This window comes from Craurococcus roseus (assembly GCF_039523795.1).
In the GTDB taxonomy this organism is placed as follows: Bacteria; Pseudomonadota; Alphaproteobacteria; order Acetobacterales; family Acetobacteraceae; genus Craurococcus; species Craurococcus roseus.
Genome location: NZ_BAAAFZ010000115.1, coordinates 1 through 21836, shown reverse-complemented (window position 1 = coordinate 21836; position 21836 = coordinate 1). Strand labels below are relative to the sequence as shown.

The window sequence follows — 21836 nt, the reverse complement described above, 5'->3', positions numbered from 1 at the left end:
CGCGAGGGCGGCCGCACCGTCGGCGCCGGCGTCGTCGCCAAGATCACCAAGTAGCCAGAGAAAAGAAGCCGGGCGGCAGGACGATGGACAGCCAAAACATCCGCATACGCCTCAAGGCGTTCGATCACCGCGTGCTCGACGGCAGCACGCGGGAGATCGTCAGCACAGCCAAGCGGACGGGCGCGCGCGTGCGCGGCCCCATCCCCCTGCCGACCCAGATCGAGCGCTTCACGGTCAACCGGTCGCCGCATGTGGACAAGAAGAGCCGCGAGCAGTTCGAGATCCGGACCCACCGCCGCCTGCTCGACATCGTCGACCCTACGCCGCAGACCGTGGACGCGCTGATGAAGCTCGACCTCGCCGCTGGCGTGGACGTCGAAATTAAGATCTGACCGTCTGAGGGAGCCTCACTCATGGCCGCCAAAAACGGACGGACGGGCCTGATCGCGCGCAAGCTGGGCATGACCCGTCTGTTCAACGCCGACGGCAGCACCGTGCCCGTGACCGTGCTGCACCTGGATGAGGTGCGCGTCGTCGCCCGCCGCACCGCCGACAAGGACGGGTACGAGGCGCTGCAGCTCGGCATCGGGCAAGCCAAGCCGAAGAACGTCACCAAGGCCAACCGCGGCCACTTCGCCAAGGCCGGCGTGCAGGCGCCGCGCAAGCTGGTGGAGTTCCGCGTCGGCGCCGACGCGGCGCTGCAGCCGGGCACGCAGTTGTCCGTCGAGCACTTCGTCAAGGGCCAGAAGGTGGACGTCACCGGCACCACGAAGGGCAAGGGCTTCGCCGGCGCCATGAAGCGCTGGAACTTCGCCGGCCTGGAGGCGACGCACGGCGTTTCCATCAGCCACCGCAGTCACGGCTCCACCGGCAACCGGCAGGACCCGGGCAAGACGTTCAAGAACAAGAAGATGGCGGGCCACCTCGGCGTGGAGCGCGTGACGACGCAGAACCTGGAGATCGCGGGCCACGATGTGGAGCGCGGCCTGCTGCTGGTCCACGGCGCCGTGCCGGGCCCGAAGGGCGGCTACGTGCTGGTGCGCGACGCGGTGAAGCGCGCGCGGCACGCCGAAGCGCCGTTCCCGGCCGCGACCCTGGGCGCCGCCGCCGACAACGCCGCCGCTGCGGCTCCGGCCGAGGGCTGATCGCCATGCAGGTTCCAGTCGTCACCCTGTCGAACGCCGCCGCCGGCGACATCGAGTTGCCGGACGAGTTCTTCGGCGCCGAGCCGCGCGCGGACATCATGGCGCGCGTCGTCCACTGGCAGCTCGCCAAGCGCCGCGCCGGGACCCACAAGGTCAAGGGCATGGGCGAGGTGTCCGGCACGACCAAGAAGCCGTACCGGCAGAAGGGCACCGGCAACGCGCGGCAGGGCTCCTTGCGCGCGCCGCAGTTCCGCACCGGCGGCATTGTCCACGGTCCGGTCGTGCGCGACCACGGCTACAGCCTGAACAAGAAGGTCCGGCGCCTCGGCCTCATCAGCGCGCTGAGCCAGAAGGCGAAGGACGGCAAGCTCGTCGTCCTCGACCTGGCGGGCGCCGCCGGCAAGACCGGCGAGGTGGCGAAGTCCGTCCGCGCGCTCGGCTGGAAGAGCGCGCTCATCGTGGATGCCGCGGTGGACGAAGGCTTCGGCCGCTCGGTCCGCAACCTGCCGAACGTGCAGGTCATGCCGACCGTCGGCGCGAACGTTTACGACATCCTGAAGTACGATGTCCTCGCGGTGACTCGGCAAGGCGTCGAAGCCCTGAAGGAGCGCCTGTCGTGAGCGACGCTGCCGCACCGGCGAAGCGGCCGGTCATCTCCAAGGAGAGGATGTACCAGACCATCCTCTCGCCGCTGATCACCGAGAAGGCCACCGCCCTCTCCGAGCAGAACCAGGTGGTGTTCAAGGTGCAGATCGATGCCACCAAGCCGGAGATCAAGGCGGCGGTGGAGGGCCTGTTCAACGTCAAGGTCCTCGCCGTCAACACGATGGTGGTGAAGGGCAAGACGAAGCGGTTCCGCGGCCGCCAGGGCCAGCGGTCCGATTGGAAGAAAGCGATGGTCCGGCTCGCCGAAGGGCAGAGCATCGACCTTACGACGGGGCTCGCGTGATCCCATGGCGCTGAGAAGCTTCAACCCCATCACCCCCAGCCTGCGCGGGACGATCCTCGTCCGCCGCGACGAGCTGTGGAAGGGCAAGCCGGTCAAGCAGCTCACGGAGGGGAAGCACTCCTCGGGCGGGCGCAACAACCACGGGCGCACCACTGTGCGGTTCCGCGGCGGCGGCCACAAGCGGACCTACCGCTTGGTGGACTTCAAGCGCCGCGCCAAGTTCGGCGTGCCGGCGACGGTCGAGCGCCTGGAGTACGACCCCAACCGCACCGCCTGGATCGCGCTGCTGAAGTACCAGGACGGCGAGCTGTCCTACATCATCGCGCCCCAACGGCTGAAGGCCGGCGACAGCGTGGTGGCGGCCGAGCGGGCGGACATCAAGCCCGGCAACGCGATGCCGCTGTCGTCCATCCCGGTCGGCACCATCGTCCACAACGTGGAGATGAAGGCCGGAGCGGGCGGCAAGATCGCGCGTTCCGCGGGCACCTTCGTCCAGCTCGTCGGCAAGGACATCGGCTACGCCCAGCTCAAGCTGATGTCGGGCGAGGTGCGCACCGTCCGCGCCGAGTGCATGGCGACCATCGGGGCGGTGTCCAATCCGGACAACTCGAACCAGCAGATCGGCAAGGCGGGCCGCTCCCGGTGGCTCGGCCGCCGCCCGCACAACCGCGGCGTGGTGATGAACCCGGTGGATCACCCGCACGGCGGCGGCGAGGGCCGAACGAGCGGCGGCCGGCACCCGGTGACGCCGTGGGGCAAGCCGACCAAGGGCGCGAAGACGCGCAGCAACAAGCGGACCGACCGGCTCATCATCCGGCGCCGCCACGCGACGAAGGGCTGATAGGCCATGCCGCGCAGCGTATGGAAGGGGCCGTTCGTGGACGGCTACCTGTTGAACAAGGCGGAAGCCGCACGGGCGTCCGGGCGCAACGAGGTCATCAAGATCTGGTCGCGCCGCAGCACGATCCTGCCGCAGTTCGTGGGCTTGGTCTTCGGCGTCTACAACGGGAAGAAGTTCATCCCGGTGCAGGTCACGGAGAACATGGTTGGGCACAAGTTCGGCGAGTTCTCGCCGACGCGCACCTTCACCAGTCACGCGGCGGACAAGAAAGCGAAGCGGGGCTGATCCGATGGGCAAGCCGAAGCGCGAGCGCGATCTCGCCGACACCGAGGCGCAGGCCATCACGCGGAACATCCGGGTGAGCCCGCGCAAGCTGGGCCTCGTGGCCGGCCTGATCCGGGGCCGGAGCGCGCAGGACGCGATAGCCACGCTGACCTTCAGCAAGCGCCGCATCGCCCAGACCGTGAAGAAGACGCTGGAGAGCGCCGTCGCCAACGCCGAGAACAACCACCGGCTCGACGTGGACCAGCTCGTCGTGTCACGTGTGGAGGTCGGCCGGGCGATCGTGATGAAACGCTTCCACGCCCGCGGCCGTGGGCGCTCGGCGCGCGTCGAGAAGTGGTTCAGCCACCTGACCATCGTGGTGGCCGAGCAGCAGCAGCAGACGGCGGAACCGACGCCGCAGCAAGAGGCGGCCTGACATGGGTCAGAAGGTCAATCCGATCGGCTTCCGGCTCGGCATCAACCGGACCTGGGACAGCCGCTGGTTCGCGGGCGACGATTATTCGCGCTTGCTCCACGAGGACCTGAAGCTGCGCGAGAAGCTGCGCACCCGCCTCCGCGGCGCGGGCGTCAGCCGCGTTGTGATCGAGCGCCCGGCGAAGAAGCCGCGCGTGACGATCCACGCCGCGCGGCCGGGCGTCGTGATCGGCAAGAAGGGCGCGGACATCGAGGTGCTCCGCAAGGACCTCGCCAAGCTCGCCAACGCCGAGGTCTCGCTGAACATCGTCGAGATCCGGAAGCCCGAGATCGATGCGACGCTGGTGGCGGAGAACATCGCGCAGCAGCTCGAGCGCCGGGTGGCCTTCCGGCGCGCCATGAAGCGCGCGGTGCAGAGCGCCATGCGCCTCGGCGCCGGCGGCATCCGCATCAACTGCTCCGGCCGGCTCGGCGGCGCCGAGATCGCCCGCATGGAGTGGTACCGCGAAGGCCGCGTGCCGCTGCACACGCTGCGCGCCGACATCGACTTCGGCACCGCCACCGCCAAGACGACCTACGGCACCTGCGGCGTGAAGGTCTGGATCTTCAAGGGCGAGGTTCTGGCGCACGACCCGCTGGCGCAGGACAAGCGCGCGGCCGAGCAGGCGCCGCAGCGCTGAGGATGGTTCGAAATGCTTCAGCCTAAGCGCACGAAATTCCGCAAGGCCCACAAGGGCCGCATCCACGGCTTGGCGAAGGGGGGATTCTCCCTGAGCTTCGGCGGGTACGGCCTCAAGGCGTTGGAACCCGAGCGCGTCACGGCCCGCCAGATCGAGGCGGCGCGGCGCGCGATCACCCGCGCCATGAAGCGCCAGGGCCGCGTGTGGATACGCATCTTCCCGGACGTGCCGGTCTCGACCAAGCCGGCCGAGGTCCGCATGGGCTCGGGCAAGGGCTCGCCCGAGTACTGGGTGGCGCGGATCAAGCCGGGCCGCATCATGTTCGAGATCGACGGCGTTCCGACGGACACGGCCCGCGAGGCCCTGACCCTTGGCGCGGCGAAGCTGCCGATCCGCACGAAGATCGTGGTGCGCGTCGGCGGCGCGGCGGAGGCGGCGTGATGGCGACGGGCACGAAGATCGCGGACGTCCGCGCGAAGTCGGACGACGAGCTCAAGGCGATGGTCCTCGACCTGCGCAAGGAGCAGTTCAACCTGCGTTTCCAGCGCGCCAGCGGGCAGTTGGAGGCGACGGGCCGCATCAAGGCGGTGCGGCGCGACATCGCTCGCGCCAAGACGATCCTGGGCGAGCGGCACCGCGCCGCCGCCGCCAACCAACCCAAGGGCTGAGGAGACCAGCGGTTTATGCCGAAGCGCGTCCTCACGGGCCGGGTGGTCAGCGACAAGATGGACAAGACCGTGACGGTGCTTGTCGAGCGTCGCGTGATGCACCCGCTCTACAAGAAGTTCATCCGGCGCTCGAAGAAGTACGCGGCGCACGACGAGGGCAACGTCTGCAAGGAAGGCGACACCGTGCAGATCGAGGAGTGCCCGCCCATTTCCAAGCGCAAGGCTTGGCTGGTGGTGCAGCGCAACGGCGCCCCGCACGACGGCCGGGGCGCCGCCGCCTCCGCCCCCGTGGCGCAGGTTGAAGGAGCGCCGGCATGATCCACGCCGAATCGAACCTGGAGGTCGCCGACAACTCCGGCGCGCGCCGGGTGCAGTGCATCAAGGTGCTCGGCGGCTCGCGGCGGAAGACCGCGGGCGTCGGGGACGTGATCGTGGTTTCCGTCAAGGAGGCCATCCCGCGCGCCAAGGTGAAGAAGGGCGAGGTCCACCGCGCGGTGATCGTGCGCACCTCCTACCCGGTGCGCCGGGTGGACGGCACCGCCATCCGCTTCGACAGCAATGCCGCCGTGCTGATTAACAAGCAGGGCGAGCCCATCGGCACGCGCATCTTCGGGCCGGTCGTCCGCGAGCTGCGGGCGAAGCGGTACATGAAGATCATCAGCCTGGCGCCGGAGGTGCTCTGACCGTGGCGGCCAAGATCCGCAAGGGCGACCGGGTCCAGGTGATGGCCGGGCGCGACAAGGGGCAGCGCGGGGAGGTCCTTTCCGTGTCGCCGAAGGACGAACGCGCCCTGGTGCGCGGCGTGAACATGGTGAAGCGCCACCAGAAGCCGCAGGGGATGAACGCCCCAGGCGGGATCGTGGAGAAGGAAGCGCCCATCCACCTGTCGAACCTTTCGTTGATCGACCCGGCGTCCGACAAGCCCACCCGCGTGGGCTTCAAGACGCTGGAGGACGGCAAAAAGGTCCGGGTGTCCAAGCGCTCCGGCGAGGTGATCGGCGCATGAGCGAGCAGCAGCAGGAACAGAGCGCCCCCAACCGCAACGTGGCGCGCGAGATGCCGCGGTTGCAACGGTTCTACGTGGACACGGTGCGGGCCGAGCTCACCAAGGAGTTCGGCTACGGCAACCCCATGGAAGTGCCGAAGCTGGAGAAGATCGTCATCAACATGGGCGTCGGCGAGGCGGCGGGCGACAGCAAGAAGCTGGACGCCGCGGTGGCCGACATGACGGCGATCTCCGGCCAGAAGCCGGTGCGGACCAAGGCCAAGAAGGCCATCGCGGGCTTCAAGATCCGCGAAGGGCAGGCCATCGGCTGCAAGGTCACGCTGCGCAAGGCGAGGATGTACGAGTTCCTCGACCGGCTCGTGACCATCGCGCTCCCGCGGGTCCGCGACTTCCGCGGCATTCCGGGCAACCGCGGCTTCGACGGGCGGGGCAACTACGCCATGGGCCTGAAGGAGCAGATCGTGTTCCCGGAGATCAACTACGACCGGGTGGACACGGTGCGCGGCATGGACATCCAGTTCGTCACGACGGCGAAGACGGACAAGGAAGCGAAGGCGCTGCTCAAGGCGTTCCAGCTCCCCTTTTCCAACTGATTCAGGAAAACCGGCCGGGCGGCGGGCTTCGCCGCGCGGCCAGGTTCCGGAGGACAACCACGCATGGCCAAGACTTCGTCGGTCCAGAAGAACAAGCGGCGCGAAGCGCTGTCCAAGCTGCACGCACCCAAGCGGCGCGCGCTGAAGGACATCGTCATGGACCGCTCGCTCCCAGTCGAGGACCGCTTCGACGCGACCCTGAAGCTCGCGCAGCTCCCGCGCAACGGCGCCCGCAACCGCGTACGGCTGCGCTGCGAGTTGACCGGGCGCCCGCGCGGCAACTACCGCAAGTTCAAGCTCAGCCGGAACATGCTGCGGGAGCTGGCCAACACCGGCCAACTCCCCGGCGTGGTCAAGGCGAGCTGGTAAGGGAGGGAGACACCGCATGTCGTTGTCCGACCCCCTGGGCGATATGCTGACGCGCATCCGCAACGCGCAGCGCGCGCGGCAGTCCCGTTGCGTCGCGCCGGCGAGCCGCCTGCGCGCGAACGTGCTGGAGGTGCTGAAGCGCGAGGGCTACATCCGCGCGTGGCAGATGGAGCAAATCCGCCCCGGCATCAGCAACCTGCAGATCGAGCTCAAGTATTCGGAGGGCGAGCCGGCTATCAAGGAGATCACCCGCGTCTCCAAGCCCGGCCGGCGCGTCTACTCGAAGATCGCGGAGCTGCCGAAGTTCTACAACGGCCTCGGCATCTCCATCCTGTCCACCCCCCGTGGGGTGATGAGCGACAACGAAGCCCGCACCGCCAATGTCGGCGGTGAGGTGCTTTGCCGCGTGTTCTGAGGAGCGCCCATCATGTCTCGCGTGGGCAAGTACCCCGTATCCATCCCCCAGGGCGTGCAGGTGACGCTGCAAGGCCGCACGCTCGTCGCCAAGGGCAAGAACGGCGAGCTGAAGCTGCCGCTGACCGACGACGTGGACGTCGACATCAAGGACAGCCAGGTCGCCGTGAAGCCGCGCCGTGACGACCGCCGGTCGCGCACCATGTGGGGCACGACGCGGAGCCTGGTCAACAGCATGGTCACCGGCGTCTCGGCGGGTTTCGCCAAGAACATGGAGATCACCGGCACCGGCTACCGCGCCGCCGTGCAGGGCAAGGATCTGGTCCTGAACCTCGGCTACAGCCACGAGGTGCGCTACCCGGTTCCCCCCGGCGTCAAGATCACCTGCGAGCGCCCCACCGCCGTCCGCGTCGAAGGCGCCGACAAGCGGCAGGTCGGCCAAGTCGCCGCCGAGATCCGCGCGTACCGCCCGCCCGAACCCTACAAGGGCAAGGGCATCAAGTACGAGAACGAGCAGATCCTCCGCAAGGAGGGCAAGAAGAAGTAATGGCCGACAAATTCGAAGCGCAAGCGCGCCGCCGCCGCAGGCTCCGCTACCGCCTCCGCACCAGGGGCGGCGGCCGGGTCCGCTTGTCTGTGTTCCGCTCCGGGCGGCACATCTACGCCCAGGTCATCGACGACACGCAGGGCAAGACACTCGCCTCCGCCAGCTCCTTGGAGAAGGAGATGCGCGACGGGCTCCGCACCGGCGCCGATAAGGACGCCGCGGTCGCGGTCGGCAAGCGCGTGGCCGAGCGGGCCGTCGCGGCCGGCGTGACCGAGGTGGTTTTCGACCGCGGACCCTACCTTTACCATGGCCGGGTCAAGGCCCTGGCCGACGCCGCCCGCGAGGGCGGGTTGCAGTTCTGAGGAAGGCCGGCAATGGCACGTGAACCGAGAAGCGGCGGGGGCGACGGCGACCGCGGGCGGCGCGGCCGCGACCGCGACCAGCGTCAGGACCGCAGCGGGGACGACGACTTCAAGGACAAGCTCGTCACCATCAACCGCGTGGCGAAGGTGGTGAAGGGCGGACGGCGCTTCTCCTTCGCCGCGCTGGTGGTCGTGGGCGACCAGAAGGGCCGCGTCGGCTGGGGCGCCGGCAAGGCGCGCGAGGTGCCGGAAGCGATCCGCAAGGCGACCGAGCAGGCCAAGCGCACCATGATTCGCGTCCCCATGCGGGAAGGCCGGACGCTGCACCACGACATCACCGGCCAGTACGGCGCCGGCAGCGTCATCCTGCGCGCCGCGCCGGCGGGCACCGGCATCATCGCCGGCGGCCCGATGCGCGCCGTGTTCGAGACGCTGGGCCTGGGCGATGTGGTGGCCAAGTGCACCGGCTCCACCAACCCGCACAACATGATCAAGGCGACCTTCGCCGCGCTCGGCCGGGCCACCAGCCCGCGCGCCGTGGCTGCGCGGCGGGGCAAGAAGGTGTCGGACTTCCTCGGTCCGCGCCGCGACAAGGCGGCGCCGGCGGAAACGACCGCCGCGGAGGCGCCGAGTGTCTGACGCGGCGAAAAAGACCGTGAAGGTCACGCAGATCGGCTCGCCCATCGGCCGCAAGCCGGGGCAGAAGGAGACGCTGATCGGCCTCGGCCTCAACAAGATGCACCGCACGCGGGAACTGGAGGACACCCCTTCCGTCCGCGGCATGATCCGGAAGGTCGCCCACCTGCTGAAGGTGGAAGGCTGAACGGGGGAATCCGCTCATGAAGCTCAACGAATTGCGCGACAACCCGGGCGCGCGGCGCAAGTCCAAGCGCCTCGGGCGCGGCATCGGTTCCGGCAAGGGCAAGACCTCCGGCCGCGGCGTGAAGGGCCAGAAGGCCCGGACCGGCGTGTCCCTGAACGGGTTCGAGGGCGGCCAGCTCCCGATCTACCGGCGCCTGCCCAAGCGCGGGTTCGTCAACCCGTCGCGCAAGGTCTACGCGCCGCTCAACCTGCTCGCGCTGGAGAAGGCGTTCGAGGCCGGCCGCCTGGACGCCTCCCAGCCGCTGGACGAGGACAAGCTGCGCGAGGCGGGAGTGGTGCGCTCCGGGCCCAAATTCGCCGGCGTGCGGCTGCTGGCCCACGGCGAGATAACTCGGCCGATCACCATCACCGTGTCCGGCGCTTCCGCCGCAGCGGTGGCTGCCGTGCAGGCGGCGGGCGGGACGGTCAACGTCCTGATCCCGCCCAAGGCCGCCGCCGCCGAGGAAGCCCCCACCTCCGAGTGAGAGGGCGGGGGCGGGGCGATGCGCCCGGCCGGCGCCGTGGTATGACAGGAGCGGCCCCGGCACGTCGCGCCGGGGCCTCCACGTCGGCGGGACCGCCGGCACCGTAAGGATCAGGCTTTCATGGCTTCCGCCGCAGAGCAGTTAGCGGCCAATCTCAACCTCGGTGTGCTGGCCAAGGCCACCGAGTTGAAGAAGCGCATCTGGTTCACCTTGGGCGCGCTGCTCGTCTATCGCATCGGCACCTACGTTCCCGTGCCCGGCGTGGACGCCTCCGTGATGGCGGAGATGCTGCAGCAGCACGGCGGCGGCATCCTCGGCATGTTCGACATGTTCACCGGCGGCGCCCTCGGGCGCATGACGGTGTTCGCGCTGAACATCATGCCCTACATCTCGGCCAGCATCATCATACAGTTGATGGCTTCGGCGGTGCCGACGCTCGAAGCCCTCAAGAAAGAGGGCGAGTCCGGCCGCAAGAAGCTCAACCAGTACACCCGGTACCTCACCGTTTTCATCGCGGTGTTCCAGGCTTACGCCATCTCGGTCGGGCTGGAGAGCATACGCGGCAGCTTCGGCCCGGCGGTCATAGAGCCCGGCCTGTTCTTCCGGCTGTCTTGCGTCGTCACCTTGGTCGGCGGCACCATGTTCCTGATGTGGCTCGGCGAGCAGATCACCGCGCGTGGCATCGGCAACGGCATCAGCCTGATCATCTTCGCCGGCATCGTCGCCAACCTGCCCTCGGCGCTGGTGGCGACGCTGGAGCTGGGCCGCACCGGCGCGCTCTCCACCGTGTTCATCATCCTGTTTCTGACGATGGCGCTGGCCGTCATCGCGCTGGTGGTGTTCGTGGAGCGGGCGCAGCGGCGCATCCCGGTGCAGTACCCGAAGCGGCAGGTCGGCAACCGCATGTTCGGCGGCGAGAACACCCACCTGCCGCTCAAGCTGAACACCTCCGGCGTCATCCCGCCGATCTTCGCGTCGTCGCTGCTGCTGCTGCCCGCCACCATCTCCGGCTTCTCCGCCGACACGGGCGAGGGCGGCTGGCTGCTGACGATCTCGAACCTGCTCGCCCACGGGCAGCCGCTCTACATGCTGCTCTACGCGGCGCTGATCGTCTTCTTCGCCTTCTTCTACACGGCCATCGTCTTCAACCCGCAGGAGACGGCGGACAACCTGAAGAAGTACGGCGGCTTCGTCCCCGGCATCCGGCCCGGCCAGAACACGGCGGACTACTTCGACCGCATCCTGACGCGCCTCACGGCCGTCGGCGCCGTTTACCTGTGCGTCGTGTGCCTGCTGCCCGAGATCCTCATCAGCCGGTACGGGGTGCCGTTCTACTTCGGCGGGACGTCGCTGCTCATCATCGTGTCCGTGACCATGGACACGGTGGCGCAGGTGCAGTCGCACCTCTTCGCCCACCAATACGAGGGGCTGATCCGCAAGGCGCGCCTGGGCGGCCGCGGCGCCCCCCGCCCGCGCTCGTAAGGGGAAGCGTCGCAATGAACCTCATCCTGCTCGGGCCGCCCGGCGCCGGCAAAGGCACGCAGGCCAAGCTGTTGGAGGAAAGGCACAACCTGCGGCAGATCTCGACCGGCGACATGCTCCGCGCCGAGGTCAAGGCCGGCACGCCGATCGGCCTCCAGGCCAAGGCGATCATGGAGCGCGGCGAACTGGTGCCGGACGCCATCATCATCTCCATGCTGGAGCAGCGGGTGGACGTGTCCTCCTCCGGCGCCTTCGGCTTCATACTCGACGGCTTCCCCCGCACCGTCCGCCAGGCCGAAGCGCTGGACGCCATGCTCGCCGCCAAGGCAACGCCGCTGCACCACGTCATCGAATTGCAAGTGGACGATGCGGCGCTGGTGGAGCGCATCTCCGGCCGCTTCACCTGCGCCAACTGCGGCCAGGGTTACCACGACCGCTTCAAGCGCCCGAAGGTTGAGGGCGTCTGCGACGTATGCGGATGCAAGGAGTTCACGCGCCGGTCGGACGACAACGCCGAGACGGTCCGGTCGAGGTTGGAAGCCTACCACCGCCAGACCGCGCCGCTGCTGCCCTACTACGGCGCGAACGGCCTGCTGCGAGTGGTGGACGGCATGGCGGAGATGGACAAGGTCGCCGCCCAGATCGAAGCCGTCTTGGCCGGACCGCAGGCCGCGCAGCCGGGAAAAGGGCCCGGTCAGGCTTGACCTCGCTCCGGCTACAGCCTAAATGCCCCGCTTTCGAGCCGGGGGCGGTTTCCGAACCGCCCCTGGGCTTCGGCATTTCGGAAGCGGATCGGAACGAACAACCCGCCGGGCGGCGCCCTGTCGCCGACCGGCGCGAGCAGGAGCGGTGAAGTGGCTCGCATTGCCGGCGTGAACATCCCAACCAACAAGCGTGTGCCGATCTCGCTGCGCTACATATACGGCATCGGGCCGAAGAACGCGCAGGACATCTGCGACAAGCTGAACATCCCCGGCGAGCGGCGCGTCAACCAGCTCACCGACGAGGAGATCCTCCGGATCCGCGAGTTGATCGACCGCGATTACCGCGTCGAGGGCGACCTTCGGCGCGAGGTCGCGATGAACATCAAGCGGCTGATGGACATGGCCTGCTACCGCGGCCTGCGGCACCGCCGCGGCCTCCCGGTCCGCGGCCAGCGGACCCACACCAACGCGCGCACGCGCAAGGGCAAGGCGGTGCCGATCGCCGGCAAGAAGAAGGTGACGAAGTAGGATGGCGCGCGAACCCAGGGCCGGCGCACGGGCCCCCCGCCGCAAGGAGCGGAAGAACATCGCCTCCGGCGTGGCGCACGTGCTCGCCAGCTTCAACAACACGATCGTCACGATCACCGACGCCCAGGGCAACGCCATCGCGTGGTCGTCTTCGGGCAGCCAAGGCTTCAAGGGCAGCCGGAAGTCCACGCCTTACGCGGCCCAGGTCGCGGCGGAGGACGCCGGCAAGAAGGCCCGCGAGCACGGCATGGAGCAGCTCGAAATCATGGTGAGCGGCCCCGGCTCGGGCCGCGAGAGCGCGCTGCGCGCCCTCCAGTCGGTGGGCTTCTACGTGACGGCGATCAAGGACGTCACGCCCATCCCGCACAACGGGTGCCGGCCGCGCAAGCGCCGGCGGGTCTGACGCCGCGCCGTTTTCAAGTTTCGCGCGCCGCCGCTCCCGCGCGGCGCGTCATGGGTACGCGGTAGGAGACTGCTCGTGATCGAGAGGAATTGGCGGTCGTTGATCCGCCCCGAGAAGCTCGGCGTCGAAGTCGGCGCCGACGCGCAGCGCAGCGCGACCATCGTCGCGGAGCCGCTGGAGCGCGGTTTCGGCATGACGCTGGGCAACGCGTTGCGGCGGGTGCTGCTGTCGTCGCTGCAAGGCGCGGCCGTCACCGGCCTGCGCATCGACGGCGTGCTGCACGAGTTCAGCAGCATCCAGGGCGTGCGCGAGGACGTCACGGACTTGGTGCTCAACGTCAAGCAGCTCGCCATCCGGATGCAGGGCGAGGGGCCGAAGCGGCTCGCGCTCACCGCGGACGGGCCGGGCGAGGTCACGGCCGGGCAGATCCAGACCACCGGCGACATCGAGATCGCCAACCCCGACCTGGTGATTTGCACGCTCGACGACGGCGCCAAGCTGTCGATGGAGCTGACGGTGGACACCGGCAAGGGCTACGTACCGGCGTCGCAGAACCGGCCGGAGGACGCGCCGATCGGGCTGATCCCGGTGGACGCCATCTACTCGCCGGTGCGCCGCGTCGCCTACCGGGTGGAGCCCACCCGCGTAGGCCAGGTGACGGACTACGACAAGCTCGTGCTGACCGTGGAGACGGACGGGACGGTGGCGCCGGAGGACGCGGTGGCGCTGGCTGCGCGCATCTTGCAGGACCAGCTCCAGCTCTTCATCAACTTCGACGAGCCGCGCGAGCGCAAGGTCGAGGAAGAGCGGGACGACCTGCCCTTCAATCGCAACCTGCTCCGCAAGGTGGACGAGCTGGAGCTTTCGGTGCGTTCGGCGAATTGCCTGAAGAACGACAACATCGTCTACATCGGCGACTTGGTGCAGAAGTCGGAGCAGGAGATGCTCCGCACGCCGAACTTCGGCCGCAAGTCGCTGAACGAGATCAAGGAGGTGCTGTCCTCGATGGGCCTCGGCCTGGGCATGACCGTGACGGGTTGGCCGCCGGAGAACATCGAGGACCTCGCCAAGAAGCTCGAAGAACCGTTCTGACCGGCCGACCGGCACCACACTGGGATAGACTGAGATGCGCCACAGGATCGCCGGACGGAAGCTGAACGTCACGTCCAGCCACCGGCTCGCCATGTTCCGCAACATGGCGACATCGCTGCTCAAACACGAGCAGATCACGACCACCTTGCCCAAAGCCAAGGAGCTACGTCCCTACGTCGAGCGGATCATCACGCTCGGCAAGCGGGGCGGGCTGCACGCCCGCCGGCAGGCCTACGCCCAGATCATGGACGAGAGGGTGGTGGACAAGCTCTTCACAACCTTGGCCGACCGCTACCGCGCCCGGCCTGGCGGCTACTGCCGGGTGCTGAAGGCCGGCATCCGCTACGGCGACGCCGCGCCGATGGCGGTGATCGAACTGGTGGACCGCGACCCGGCCGCCAAGGGCCAGGATAGCGGCCCGAAGCCCGAGCAGCAGGACGCCGACGCGGAGGGCGCCACGGCCGCGTAGCCGCCGCCGTCTCTGCCTTGGCCGATGGAACGTTGGCGCATCGGGCAGGGGACGGTTCGAACCAGCCCGGCTGGAGCCCGGACATCGTTCGCCGCATCTGCCGGGCATCGGCTGCGGTCAACCGCACAAACGTCGTGATCGCCCCGCGCCACGGCCTGGCCGGACGAAAAGCCCCACAATGGCGTGGAGAACTGGGAGCCGCCTCCTACAGCGTGGAGGCCGTCTTGCCGCGTTTCCACCGCAGCCACGAGCGCGAGCGTTTCGCTTGTGACGATCGCGGCTTCTTCATGTCAAGCTCGCGGTTCGCCGACACGGCGCCCCAGGGCTTGGCCGCGAAAGGACGGGCTGCGGGGTAGCAGGCGAGGAAACGGGTTCGTAAGGAGGGGGGTGGCGGACGGAACGCGGCGCGTCCCAATGGCCCTCCGGATCCGCGTCTCAGCGCCCAAAGAAAAAGGGCGGGGGCTGAGCCCCCGCCCTTTTTGCGGTCCGTCCGGCCCGTGCCTTTTACCGGAGCACGATCTCGACGCGGCGGTTCTGCGGCTCGCGCACGCCGTCGGCGGTGGGCACCAACGGGCGGCTCTCGCCGAAGGCGGTCACGCCGATCTCGTTGCGCGAGATGCCGCGGGCCACCAGTTCCGACGCCACCACCTCGGCCCGGCGCTGCGACAGGCGCTGGTTGTACTGCGGCGTGCCGGAGCGGTCGGCGTGGCCCGCCACCTCGATGCGGGTGGACGACACGCGCCGGGCGTTCTGCGCGGCCTCCGCGATGATCTCCCGCGCCCGCGAGGTCAGGTCCGCGCGGTTCCAGTCGAAGAACACCAGGTAGGTGCGCGCCGTGGCGGGTGGCGGGGCCGGCGGCGGCGCTTCGGCTACAGGCGCCGGGCGCGGCGCCATGAACGCATACCGCAGGCCGAGCAGCACCGAGATGTTGTTGTTTTCGAGCCGGAGAGAGCCGGGCACGCTCGCCTGCGCCGGGCCGGCCGTGCGGTCTATGTCCAGCTTGGGGTTGAGCGTCCCAAGGTACCGCACCTCGCTGGTCAGCGCGAGGCCGGGCACGGCGTTGTTGAAGCCGTATGCCAAGCCGAGGATGCCCTGGTAGGCGAAATTGCCGTCCATGTCGTCGATGCGGAAGCTGCTGCCGCCGACGTTGACCCGCGCGTTCTTGATTTCGGTCCAGACGTAACCGGCGCCGACGCCGACATAAGGCATGAGGCCGCCCGGCCGGAAGCCGAAGCCCGAGAAATCGAGGTCGAACAGGACGTTGCCCATCACGCCGTAGTTGCGGAGGTAGCCGCTGGTGCCCACGATGCCGCCGGGGCCCGGGCCAGCGATGCGGTCGATCTCGCTTTCGCGGAAGTTGCCCTCGACCTCGGCACGGAGGCCGTTGCCGAAGCCGTAGCCGAGCGAGCCCAGGCCGACGATGCCGATGTCTTCGTCGTTGATCCGGAAGCCGCGCGACGTGCTGTCGTGCCACAGGTTGATGCCCGCGCCAGCACCGACATAGGGACCGGTGACGGGCTGCGCCGACGCCATGAACGGCAGGACGGACAAGAGGCCCGCGGCGGCGGCGGCGAGGCGTGGCTTCATCGTATACCTCCGGACAACGCCTGCGAACCGGCCGTCCCGTTGCATGCCTTCGCAGATGGGATTGAGAGTTGCCGCGAGACGGCGGCCGAAGCAACTATCCCAGCAAGCGTTTCCCGCGGCCGCATAGCTTTGGCGTGACCTGTGCGTTCCGTGCATCACCCTTCGCCGATCGCCGCCCGCAACGCCTCCACGTCCGAGGCCAAAGGTCCGGCCGGGTGCCGCGACAGGAAGGGCGTTTGGCGGCGTATCGCGTCCGCGACGCGCGGGTCGCGGCGCAGCACCCCGGCCAAGCGGACACCGCCGCCGAGGAAGCTCGCGCAGGCGCGGTTTAGGCTCTGCCATGTGCGCTCGCCCGCGACCCGGTCCGTTGCTTGGTTCACTACCAGCCGGGCGTCGCCCCCCGGGCGGTCCCGGCGGTGGAGCTTCAGCACGGCGTAGGCATCGGTGAGGCTGGTCGGCTCCGCGGTGGCGACCACCAGCAGGAGGTCCGCGCCGGCCGCCAAGGCGCGCACGCCCCGGTCGAGCCCGGCGCCGAGGTCCAGCACGATGTCGTCCCAGCGGTGGCCCGCCTCCCGCAGCATCCCGAGGAGGCCGAGGTGCGCCGCCTCGTCCAGACCGGCCAGGGCCCCGGACCCGGAGCACCCCGCCAGGATGTCGAAGCCGAGGGCCGGGTGCGGGCGCGCCGCTTCGGCCACCGGAACACGCCCGGCCAGCACGGCGGGCAGGCCGTGCTGGCCGGGCTCCAGCCCGAGTTGCACGTCCACGTTGGCGAGGCCGAGGTCGGCGTCCACGAGCAGCACCCGCCGCCCCGCCAGGGCCAGCGCGTGCGACAGGGTGACGGCGAGCCAAGTCTTGCCCACCCCGCCCTTGCCGGAGGCGACCGCGATCAAGCGCCCGCCCCGGCCGGCTGCGGCGGTGGCGGACGGGAGGGGTTCGGGGATCACGGGGACACCTCCTGCGGCGCGGACCAGCCCCGTTCGAGCCGCCGCGCGAGCCATTCGGGGGTAAGGGGGGAAAGGCCGTCCGCCACGCCCGGGCCGGTGCCGGCCTCCGTCAAGGCGAGGCCGGCCGCCGCGGCGGACACCACGCCGCCCAGGCGGCGCGCTGCGTCGAGCCGGGTCGGCACCAGGTGTCGCGCGCCCAGCACGGCGAAGGCGCGCGCGAGGTCGGCGGCTTCCTGGGCGTCCAGCCCGGCGGGCAGGACGGCGACGATGGCGGCGCCGCTCGCCCGCGCCAGCGCCAACAGGGACGCGGCCTGCGCCGGGTCGAACGGGTCGCAGCCTGCCGTGTCTATCAGTGCGGGCTGCCGCTCGCCCCGCCGCGCCACCGCCGCCGCCGCCGCCGCCGGATCGGGCGCGGACACCAGCGGCGCGTTGAGGACGCGGGCGAAGGCGGCGAGCTGCTCCGTGGCGCCCGCGCGCTGCCCGTCGGCCGTGACCACCAGAGGCGGGGCGCCGCCGCCCCGGAGCACGGCGCGGGCCGCCAGCTTGGCGCAGGTCAGGCTCTTGCCAGCGCCGCACGGGCCGGCGAGCAGCAGCGGGCGCCCCGCGGCGTCGGGCAAGGGCGCGAAAGAGAGGTGCCGCGCCAGCGAGTCCGAGAGCGGCCCGCCGTCGCCTTCGAGCTTGGCGGCGAGCTGATGGGGGACGCCGTGGCGCGCGAGGACGCCTGCCGGGGCCGCCGGCGCGGCGGGCGGGACGGCCAGGACCGGCTCCGGCGCTTCCAGCGCCGCCGTGACCTCCACGCTGCCCGAGGTCCGGCGGCTGCCCAGGATCACGGCGTCGGCGCCCAGCTCGGAGCGCACCATCGCCATGGCGTCGGCCATGCGGGGCGCGGTGAAGACCCGGATGCGCATGTTGGATCAGACGCTCCCCACGGTGCGGATGCGGGCGCGCGGGTGGATCTCCGCCTGGGCGAGCACCGTCGTCGCCGGCCGGAACCGCTCCACGATGGCGCGCACGTGCCCGCGGACGCCGCCCGAGCAGACCAGCGCCGGCGCCTCGCCTGCCGCCGCGGCGGCGTCGAAGCGGTCGCGCACCTTGTCCATGAACTCGCCCAGGCGGGATGGGGCCATGGCGAGCTGCCGCTCCTCCGGCGGGCCGACCAGCGCTTCGGCGAAGGCCATCTCCCACTCCGCGGAGAGGGTGATGAGCGGCACGTAGCCGTTCGGACCCCGCGCCGCGTCCGAGAGCTGCCGCGCCAGCCGCGCCCGCACCACGGACATGATGCCGGACATGCCGCGCTGGCCGGACGCCACCGCCTCCTGCACGCCCTCCAGGATGGTCGGCAGGTCGCGGATGGAGACTCGCTCCGTGAGCAGGGCCTGCAACACCCGCTGCACGCCGCCGACGCTCATCTGCGACGGAATCACGTCGGCCACCAGCTTTTGGTGCTCGCGCGGCAGCTCGTCCAGGAGCTTCTGGGTCTCCGTGAAGGAGAGCAGCTCCGGCATGTGCTCGCGCACCGTCTCGGTCAGGTGGGTGGCGAGCACGCCGGCCGCGTCCACCACCGTGCAGCCACGCGCCAGCGCCTCGTCCCTGAGCGCCTCCGCGATCCACAGCGCGGGGAGGCCGAAGGTCGGCTCGTTGGTCCTCTCCCCGGCCATGGCGGGCACGCCGCCGGCGGGGTCGATGGCGAGGTGCATGGGCGGCTTGAGCTGGCCGCGCGCCGCTTCGATCTCCTTGACCCGCAGCACGTAGGTGTCGGGCGGCAGCTCCAGGTTGTCCTGGATGCGCAGGCTCGGCAGCAGGAAGCCCATCTCCTGCGCCATGGAGCGGCGCAGCGCCTTGATCTGCTCCGTCAGCCGCGGCGCCTCGCCGGCCGCCAGCGACAAGAGGCCGTAGCCGAGTTCGAGCCGCAGCAGGTCCATCCGCAGGGCGTCGGACGCCGGCGGTTCGGCGGCGGGTGCCGCGGCCGCGTCCGGGGGCGGCGCCTCGGCTTGGCGGCGCTCGGCCTCGCGCTTGAACCAGGCGGCGGCGCCGGACCCGCCGGCCAGCAAGAGGAAGGGCAGCAGCGGCATCCCGGGCAGCAGCGCCATCACGCCGGCGGCGCCGGAGGCGAGCGCCAGGGGCTTCCACCCGCCGCCGAGCTGCCGGCCGATGGCCTGGTCCGCCGTGCCCTCGCCCGAGCCCTTGGTGACGACTATGCCCGCCGCGATGGAGACCAGCAGCGCCGGGATCTGCGACACCAGCCCGTCGCCCACGGTCAGCGCGGCGAAGGTGGACGCGGCGTCGGCGAAGGGCATCCCGTGGCGGAGCAGGCCGATGGCGAAGCCGCCCAGAAGGTTGATGCCGGTGACGATTAGGCCGGCGACCGCGTCGCCGCGCACGAACTTGGCGGCGCCGTCCATGGCGCCGTGGAAGGCGCTCTCCTCCTCCAACTCGCGCCGGCGCTTCCGGGCCTCCGCCTCGTCGATCAGCCCGGCGGAGAGGTCGGCGTCGATGGCCATCTGCTTGCCAGGCATGGCGTCCAGGCTGAACCGCGCCGCCACCTCGGCGATGCGGCCCGAGCCTTTGGTGACGACCATGAAGTTCACCACCAGGAGGATGCCGAAGACGATCACGCCGACCACCACGTCGCCGCCCATCAGGAAGCCGCCGAAGGCCTGGACGACGTGGCCCGCCGCCTGCGGCCCCTCGTGGCCGTGGGTCAGGATGATGCGGGTGGTGGCGACGTTCAGCGCCAGGCGCAGCAAGGTGGTCAGCAGCAGGAGCTGCGGGAAGGAGGTGAAGTCGAGCGGGCGCTTGAGGAACAGCGCCACCATCAGCACCAGCACGGAGACGGTGAGGGAGAAGGCCAGCGCCGCGTCCAGCAGCAGCGCCGGCAGCGGCACCACCAGCACGGCGAGCAGCAGCACGACGCCCAACGCGAGCGCCACGTCGCCGCCCGGCCGGGCGCGGCCGAGCCAACCGGGCAGGGCGAAGGCGGCGCCGTTCACGGCTCAGCCCGCCATCGCGTAGGGCTGGAGCACCGCCGTTTGCCCTGGCACCTCGGCGCCCTGCGCCCGGTATTCGTGCAGCTTGTTCCGCAAGGTGCGGATGGAGATGCCGAGGATCTCCGCGGCGCGGGTGCGGTTGCCGAGGCAGTGGGTGAGCGTTTCCAGGATCAGGTCCCGCTCCACCTCCTCGACCTTGCGCCCGACCAGCCCGGAAACGCCCCGCACTTCGGCGGTGGCCGGGGATGCCGGCGCCGGGACCGCGACGGCCGCGGCGTGCGCGTGGCCGCCGGTGAGCGGCGTCAACTCGATCGCCTCCGCCCGGATCGCCGGCCCCTGCGCCAGCAGCACGGCGCGGTGGATCGTGTTCTCCAGCTCGCGCACGTTGCCCGGCCAGGGGTGCGCCAGCAGCAGCCCCAACGCCTCCCCCGACAGCGCGCGCCGCGGCAGGCCGTTGGCCTCGGCGAAGCGGGCGGCGAAGTGGGCCGCCAACGCTTCGATGTCGGCCGGCCGCTCGCGCAGCGCGGGCAGGCGGAGCGAGACGACGTTGAGGCGGTAGAACAGGTCCTCCCGGAAGCGGTTGGCCCGCACCTCCGCCATCAGGTCGCGGTTGGTGGCGGCCAGGATGCGGACGTCCACTCGCACCGGGCGCGTGCCGCCCAGCTTGTCGATTTCCCGCTCCTGGAGGGCGCGCAGCAGCTTGGCCTGGAGGCGCGGGTCCATCTCGCCCACCTCGTCAAGCAGCAGGGTGCCGCCGTCGGCCTGCTCGAACTTGCCCTTGCGCGCGGCCACCGCGCCGCTGAAGGCGCCCTTTTCGTGGCCGAACAGCTCGCTTTCCAGCAGGCTTTCCGGCAGCGCCGCGCAGTTCAGCGCCACGAACGGCCCCTTCGCGCGGCGGCTGAGGGCGTGGACGTGGCGGGCCAGCACCTCCTTGCCGGTGCCGCTCTCGCCGGTGATGAGGATGCCGGCGTCCGATCGGGCGAGCTGCCCCGCCCGCTTCAGCACCGCCGCCATGGCAGGGTCGCGGTGGACCGGCGCCTCGCGCCGTTCGCCGGCCGCCGCTTCCAGCATGGCCGCGATGAGGTCGGCGTCCGGCGGCAAGGGCAGGAAGTCCTTGGCCCCGGCGCGGATGGCGCGCACGACGGCCTCCGCGTCCGGGTCGCGCCCGCAGGCGATCACCGGGCAGGCGATGCGCTCCCGCGCCATCGCCTCCACAAGCCAGACCACGTCGTGCGCGAGGTCGCAGAGCACGAGGTCGGCGCCCTCGCCGCGCAGCCGGGCCAGCCCCGAGGAGACGCCGTCCGCCTGCGCCAGGGCCGCCCCGCGCGCCTGGGCGATGCGCGCCGCTTGGCCGAGCTCGGCCTCCACGGCGCCGATGATGAGGACCCTCGCCATGGCCGTCACCCCGCCCTCTCGGCCTTGATGATCTCGGTCATGGTCACGCCGAGCCGGTTGTCGTCCACCATCACCACCTCGCCGCGCGCCACCAGGCGGTTGTTGACGTAGATGTCCACCGCTTCGCCGAGCTTGCGGTCCAACTCCACCACGGCGCCGCGGCCGAGCTTCAGGAGCTGCGACACCTGCATGGTGGCGCGGCCGAGCACCGCGCTAACCTGCACCGGGATGTCGTAGACCGCTTCCAGGTCGCGCCCCGCTGCGGAGGGCGAAGGGCGCGGCGCCCTGGCCTCGCCCACCGCCGTCGATCCCACCGGCTCGAAAGATTCCGTGTCCGCCACCGTCATGCCTCCTGCAAACCCAGTGCGCCCAAGACCTCGGCCACCGCCGCGCGCCGCGCGGCCAGCGACGACACCGCGGAGCCGCCACGCCAGGACGCCCGCGCGTCCCCGGGCGCGAGCGCCGCGTCCTCCTCCACCGCGAGCCCCGGCCTCCCGCCGATGCGCGCCGCGGCCCCCGCCGCTTCGCCGCCGGCGACGTGGAGCGTGACCGCCACCCCGTCGCGCAGCAGCGGTTCGAGCAGGGCGGCCAACGCCGCCGCGCTGTCCGGCGCCAACCGCGCGGCG

General features: G+C 70.6%; 34 protein-coding genes. 27 read left to right on the top strand and 7 right to left on the bottom strand.

Features of this window, described 5'->3' with window-relative positions; all coding sequences use genetic code 11:
* The first annotated feature begins 83 nt into the window (after positions 1-83).
* The 27 genes from rpsJ to rplQ all read left to right on the top strand — a co-directional run bounded on the left by rpsJ (position 84) and on the right by rplQ (position 14297).
* Entirely contained in the window at positions 84-392 is a 309-nt protein-coding gene (rpsJ, locus tag ABD067_RS25270) for a 30S ribosomal protein S10 (protein WP_211736211.1), read from the top strand.
* Positions 393-413: 21 nt separating this feature from the next.
* Entirely contained in the window at positions 414-1145 is a 732-nt protein-coding gene (gene rplC / locus ABD067_RS25265) for a 50S ribosomal protein L3 (protein WP_343898195.1), read from the top strand.
* 5 nt (positions 1146-1150) lie between these two features.
* Positions 1151-1765 carry a 50S ribosomal protein L4 gene (gene rplD, locus ABD067_RS25260; RefSeq protein WP_343898193.1) on the top strand — a complete coding sequence of 205 codons (615 nt, stop codon included), beginning with the start codon at positions 1151-1153 and terminating at the stop codon, positions 1763-1765.
* A gap of 32 nt (positions 1766-1797) precedes the next feature.
* The gene (locus ABD067_RS25255; RefSeq protein ID WP_343898198.1) at positions 1798-2094 is read left to right on the top strand and encodes a 50S ribosomal protein L23; all 297 of its coding nucleotides are present in this window, start codon (positions 1798-1800) and stop codon (positions 2092-2094) included.
* 4 nt (positions 2095-2098) lie between these two features.
* Positions 2099-2935 carry a 50S ribosomal protein L2 gene (gene rplB, locus ABD067_RS25250; protein ID WP_343898192.1) on the top strand — a complete coding sequence of 279 codons (837 nt, stop codon included), beginning with the start codon at positions 2099-2101 and terminating at the stop codon, positions 2933-2935.
* A gap of 6 nt (positions 2936-2941) precedes the next feature.
* Positions 2942-3220: a 30S ribosomal protein S19 gene (gene rpsS / locus ABD067_RS25245; protein WP_343898191.1), complete on the top strand. Its 279-nt coding sequence runs from the start codon at positions 2942-2944 to the stop codon at positions 3218-3220.
* A gap of 4 nt (positions 3221-3224) precedes the next feature.
* Positions 3225-3635, top strand: a complete 411-nt coding sequence (rplV, locus tag ABD067_RS25240) for a 50S ribosomal protein L22 (RefSeq protein WP_343898190.1) — start codon at positions 3225-3227, stop codon at positions 3633-3635.
* 1 nt (position 3636) lies between these two features.
* Positions 3637-4314, top strand: a complete 678-nt coding sequence (gene rpsC, locus ABD067_RS25235) for a 30S ribosomal protein S3 (protein WP_343898189.1) — start codon at positions 3637-3639, stop codon at positions 4312-4314.
* 12 nt (positions 4315-4326) lie between these two features.
* Positions 4327-4755, top strand: a complete 429-nt coding sequence (gene rplP, locus ABD067_RS25230) for a 50S ribosomal protein L16 (protein WP_343898188.1) — start codon at positions 4327-4329, stop codon at positions 4753-4755.
* Positions 4755-4982, top strand: a complete 228-nt coding sequence (gene rpmC, locus ABD067_RS25225) for a 50S ribosomal protein L29 (protein WP_343898186.1) — start codon at positions 4755-4757, stop codon at positions 4980-4982. Before rplP ends, rpmC begins: the two co-directional genes overlap by 1 nt.
* 15 nt (positions 4983-4997) lie before the next feature.
* Positions 4998-5300: a 30S ribosomal protein S17 gene (gene rpsQ / locus ABD067_RS25220; protein ID WP_343898185.1), complete on the top strand. Its 303-nt coding sequence runs from the start codon at positions 4998-5000 to the stop codon at positions 5298-5300.
* The gene (gene rplN, locus ABD067_RS25215; RefSeq protein ID WP_343898184.1) at positions 5297-5665 is read left to right on the top strand and encodes a 50S ribosomal protein L14; all 369 of its coding nucleotides are present in this window, start codon (positions 5297-5299) and stop codon (positions 5663-5665) included. Before rpsQ ends, rplN begins: the two co-directional genes overlap by 4 nt.
* Before the next feature lie 2 nt (positions 5666-5667).
* Positions 5668-5988, top strand: coding sequence for a 50S ribosomal protein L24 (gene rplX / locus ABD067_RS25210; RefSeq protein ID WP_343898183.1), 321 nt, complete (start codon positions 5668-5670; stop codon positions 5986-5988).
* 50 nt (positions 5989-6038) lie between these two features.
* On the top strand, positions 6039-6581 hold the full coding sequence (gene rplE / locus ABD067_RS25205; protein ID WP_408871600.1) for a 50S ribosomal protein L5: 543 nt from the start codon (positions 6039-6041) through the stop codon (positions 6579-6581).
* 63 nt (positions 6582-6644) lie between these two features.
* Positions 6645-6950, top strand: a complete 306-nt coding sequence (gene rpsN, locus ABD067_RS25200; RefSeq protein WP_343898181.1) for a 30S ribosomal protein S14 — start codon at positions 6645-6647, stop codon at positions 6948-6950.
* A 16-nt stretch (positions 6951-6966) separates the two neighbouring features.
* A complete protein-coding gene (gene rpsH, locus ABD067_RS25195) occupies positions 6967-7365 on the top strand; it encodes a 30S ribosomal protein S8 (protein WP_343898180.1) in 399 nt (132 codons plus the stop codon).
* Between the two features lie 12 nt (positions 7366-7377).
* On the top strand, positions 7378-7911 hold the full coding sequence (rplF, locus tag ABD067_RS25190) for a 50S ribosomal protein L6 (RefSeq protein WP_343898179.1): 534 nt from the start codon (positions 7378-7380) through the stop codon (positions 7909-7911).
* On the top strand, positions 7911-8273 hold the full coding sequence (gene rplR / locus ABD067_RS25185; RefSeq protein WP_343898178.1) for a 50S ribosomal protein L18: 363 nt from the start codon (positions 7911-7913) through the stop codon (positions 8271-8273). Before rplF ends, rplR begins: the two co-directional genes overlap by 1 nt.
* Positions 8274-8285: 12 nt before the next feature.
* On the top strand, positions 8286-8912 hold the full coding sequence (rpsE, locus tag ABD067_RS25180; protein WP_343898177.1) for a 30S ribosomal protein S5: 627 nt from the start codon (positions 8286-8288) through the stop codon (positions 8910-8912).
* Positions 8905-9096, top strand: coding sequence for a 50S ribosomal protein L30 (gene rpmD / locus ABD067_RS25175; protein WP_343898176.1), 192 nt, complete (start codon positions 8905-8907; stop codon positions 9094-9096). Before rpsE ends, rpmD begins: the two co-directional genes overlap by 8 nt.
* Before the next feature lie 16 nt (positions 9097-9112).
* Positions 9113-9619, top strand: coding sequence for a 50S ribosomal protein L15 (gene rplO, locus ABD067_RS25170; RefSeq protein ID WP_343898175.1), 507 nt, complete (start codon positions 9113-9115; stop codon positions 9617-9619).
* A gap of 120 nt (positions 9620-9739) precedes the next feature.
* Positions 9740-11101, top strand: coding sequence for a preprotein translocase subunit SecY (gene secY, locus ABD067_RS25165; protein WP_343898174.1), 1362 nt, complete (start codon positions 9740-9742; stop codon positions 11099-11101).
* Between the two features lie 14 nt (positions 11102-11115).
* Complete coding sequence (locus tag ABD067_RS25160; protein WP_343898173.1) at positions 11116-11805, top strand: adenylate kinase; 690 nt, start codon at positions 11116-11118, stop codon at positions 11803-11805.
* A 150-nt stretch (positions 11806-11955) separates the two neighbouring features.
* Complete coding sequence (gene rpsM, locus ABD067_RS25155; protein ID WP_343898172.1) at positions 11956-12333, top strand: 30S ribosomal protein S13; 378 nt, start codon at positions 11956-11958, stop codon at positions 12331-12333.
* Position 12334: 1 nt separating this feature from the next.
* On the top strand, positions 12335-12736 hold the full coding sequence (gene rpsK / locus ABD067_RS25150; protein ID WP_343898171.1) for a 30S ribosomal protein S11: 402 nt from the start codon (positions 12335-12337) through the stop codon (positions 12734-12736).
* 69 nt (positions 12737-12805) lie between these two features.
* On the top strand, positions 12806-13828 hold the full coding sequence (locus tag ABD067_RS25145; RefSeq protein ID WP_408871599.1) for a DNA-directed RNA polymerase subunit alpha: 1023 nt from the start codon (positions 12806-12808) through the stop codon (positions 13826-13828).
* A gap of 34 nt (positions 13829-13862) precedes the next feature.
* Entirely contained in the window at positions 13863-14297 is a 435-nt protein-coding gene (gene rplQ, locus ABD067_RS25140; RefSeq protein ID WP_343898168.1) for a 50S ribosomal protein L17, read from the top strand.
* A gap of 504 nt (positions 14298-14801) precedes the next feature.
* On the opposite strand, the gene ABD067_RS25135 is transcribed toward rplQ, so the two are convergent.
* The 7 genes from ABD067_RS25135 to ABD067_RS25105 all read right to left on the bottom strand — a co-directional run.
* Positions 14802-15884, bottom strand: a complete 1083-nt coding sequence (locus ABD067_RS25135; RefSeq protein WP_343898167.1) for an OmpA family protein — start codon at positions 15882-15884, stop codon at positions 14802-14804.
* A gap of 155 nt (positions 15885-16039) precedes the next feature.
* Positions 16040-16828, bottom strand: a complete 789-nt coding sequence (locus ABD067_RS25130) for a nucleotide-binding protein (protein WP_343898166.1) — start codon at positions 16826-16828, stop codon at positions 16040-16042.
* Complete coding sequence (locus tag ABD067_RS25125) at positions 16825-17736, bottom strand: flagellar biosynthesis protein FlhF (protein ID WP_343898165.1); 912 nt, start codon at positions 17734-17736, stop codon at positions 16825-16827. The genes ABD067_RS25130 and ABD067_RS25125 overlap by 4 nt, the downstream gene beginning before the upstream one ends.
* A 6-nt stretch (positions 17737-17742) precedes the next feature.
* On the bottom strand, positions 17743-19818 hold the full coding sequence (gene flhA / locus ABD067_RS25120) for a flagellar biosynthesis protein FlhA (RefSeq protein WP_343898164.1): 2076 nt from the start codon (positions 19816-19818) through the stop codon (positions 17743-17745).
* Positions 19819-19821: 3 nt separating this feature from the next.
* Positions 19822-21210, bottom strand: coding sequence for a sigma-54-dependent transcriptional regulator (locus tag ABD067_RS25115; protein ID WP_343898163.1), 1389 nt, complete (start codon positions 21208-21210; stop codon positions 19822-19824).
* A gap of 5 nt (positions 21211-21215) precedes the next feature.
* Positions 21216-21509: a flagellar motor switch protein FliN gene (gene fliN / locus ABD067_RS25110; RefSeq protein ID WP_343898197.1), complete on the bottom strand. Its 294-nt coding sequence runs from the start codon at positions 21507-21509 to the stop codon at positions 21216-21218.
* Between the two features lie 44 nt (positions 21510-21553).
* Positions 21554-21836 (bottom strand): hypothetical protein (locus ABD067_RS25105; protein ID WP_343898162.1); only part of this gene is annotated, 283 nt, incomplete at its 5' end.

Coding starts and splice junctions, on each gene's coding strand:
- rpsJ (WP_211736211.1), top strand. CDS start 84: ATGGACAGCCAAAACATCCGCATACGCCTCAAGGCGTTCGATCACCGC.
- rplC (WP_343898195.1), top strand. CDS start 414: ATGGCCGCCAAAAACGGACGGACGGGCCTGATCGCGCGCAAGCTGGGC.
- rplD (WP_343898193.1), top strand. CDS start 1,151: ATGCAGGTTCCAGTCGTCACCCTGTCGAACGCCGCCGCCGGCGACATC.
- rplB (WP_343898192.1), top strand. CDS start 2,099: ATGGCGCTGAGAAGCTTCAACCCCATCACCCCCAGCCTGCGCGGGACG.
- rpsS (WP_343898191.1), top strand. CDS start 2,942: ATGCCGCGCAGCGTATGGAAGGGGCCGTTCGTGGACGGCTACCTGTTG.
- rplV (WP_343898190.1), top strand. CDS start 3,225: ATGGGCAAGCCGAAGCGCGAGCGCGATCTCGCCGACACCGAGGCGCAG.
- rpsC (WP_343898189.1), top strand. CDS start 3,637: ATGGGTCAGAAGGTCAATCCGATCGGCTTCCGGCTCGGCATCAACCGG.
- rplP (WP_343898188.1), top strand. CDS start 4,327: ATGCTTCAGCCTAAGCGCACGAAATTCCGCAAGGCCCACAAGGGCCGC.
- rpmC (WP_343898186.1), top strand. CDS start 4,755: ATGGCGACGGGCACGAAGATCGCGGACGTCCGCGCGAAGTCGGACGAC.
- rpsQ (WP_343898185.1), top strand. CDS start 4,998: ATGCCGAAGCGCGTCCTCACGGGCCGGGTGGTCAGCGACAAGATGGAC.
- rplN (WP_343898184.1), top strand. CDS start 5,297: ATGATCCACGCCGAATCGAACCTGGAGGTCGCCGACAACTCCGGCGCG.
- rplE (WP_408871600.1), top strand. CDS start 6,039: ATGCCGCGGTTGCAACGGTTCTACGTGGACACGGTGCGGGCCGAGCTC.
- rpsN (WP_343898181.1), top strand. CDS start 6,645: ATGGCCAAGACTTCGTCGGTCCAGAAGAACAAGCGGCGCGAAGCGCTG.
- rpsH (WP_343898180.1), top strand. CDS start 6,967: ATGTCGTTGTCCGACCCCCTGGGCGATATGCTGACGCGCATCCGCAAC.
- rplF (WP_343898179.1), top strand. CDS start 7,378: ATGTCTCGCGTGGGCAAGTACCCCGTATCCATCCCCCAGGGCGTGCAG.
- rplR (WP_343898178.1), top strand. CDS start 7,911: ATGGCCGACAAATTCGAAGCGCAAGCGCGCCGCCGCCGCAGGCTCCGC.
- rpsE (WP_343898177.1), top strand. CDS start 8,286: ATGGCACGTGAACCGAGAAGCGGCGGGGGCGACGGCGACCGCGGGCGG.
- rplO (WP_343898175.1), top strand. CDS start 9,113: ATGAAGCTCAACGAATTGCGCGACAACCCGGGCGCGCGGCGCAAGTCC.
- secY (WP_343898174.1), top strand. CDS start 9,740: ATGGCTTCCGCCGCAGAGCAGTTAGCGGCCAATCTCAACCTCGGTGTG.
- ABD067_RS25160 (WP_343898173.1), top strand. CDS start 11,116: ATGAACCTCATCCTGCTCGGGCCGCCCGGCGCCGGCAAAGGCACGCAG.
- rpsK (WP_343898171.1), top strand. CDS start 12,335: ATGGCGCGCGAACCCAGGGCCGGCGCACGGGCCCCCCGCCGCAAGGAG.
- rplQ (WP_343898168.1), top strand. CDS start 13,863: ATGCGCCACAGGATCGCCGGACGGAAGCTGAACGTCACGTCCAGCCAC.
- ABD067_RS25135 (WP_343898167.1), bottom strand. CDS start 15,884: ATGAAGCCACGCCTCGCCGCCGCCGCCGCGGGCCTCTTGTCCGTCCTG.
- ABD067_RS25125 (WP_343898165.1), bottom strand. CDS start 17,736: ATGCGCATCCGGGTCTTCACCGCGCCCCGCATGGCCGACGCCATGGCG.
- ABD067_RS25115 (WP_343898163.1), bottom strand. CDS start 21,210: ATGGCGAGGGTCCTCATCATCGGCGCCGTGGAGGCCGAGCTCGGCCAA.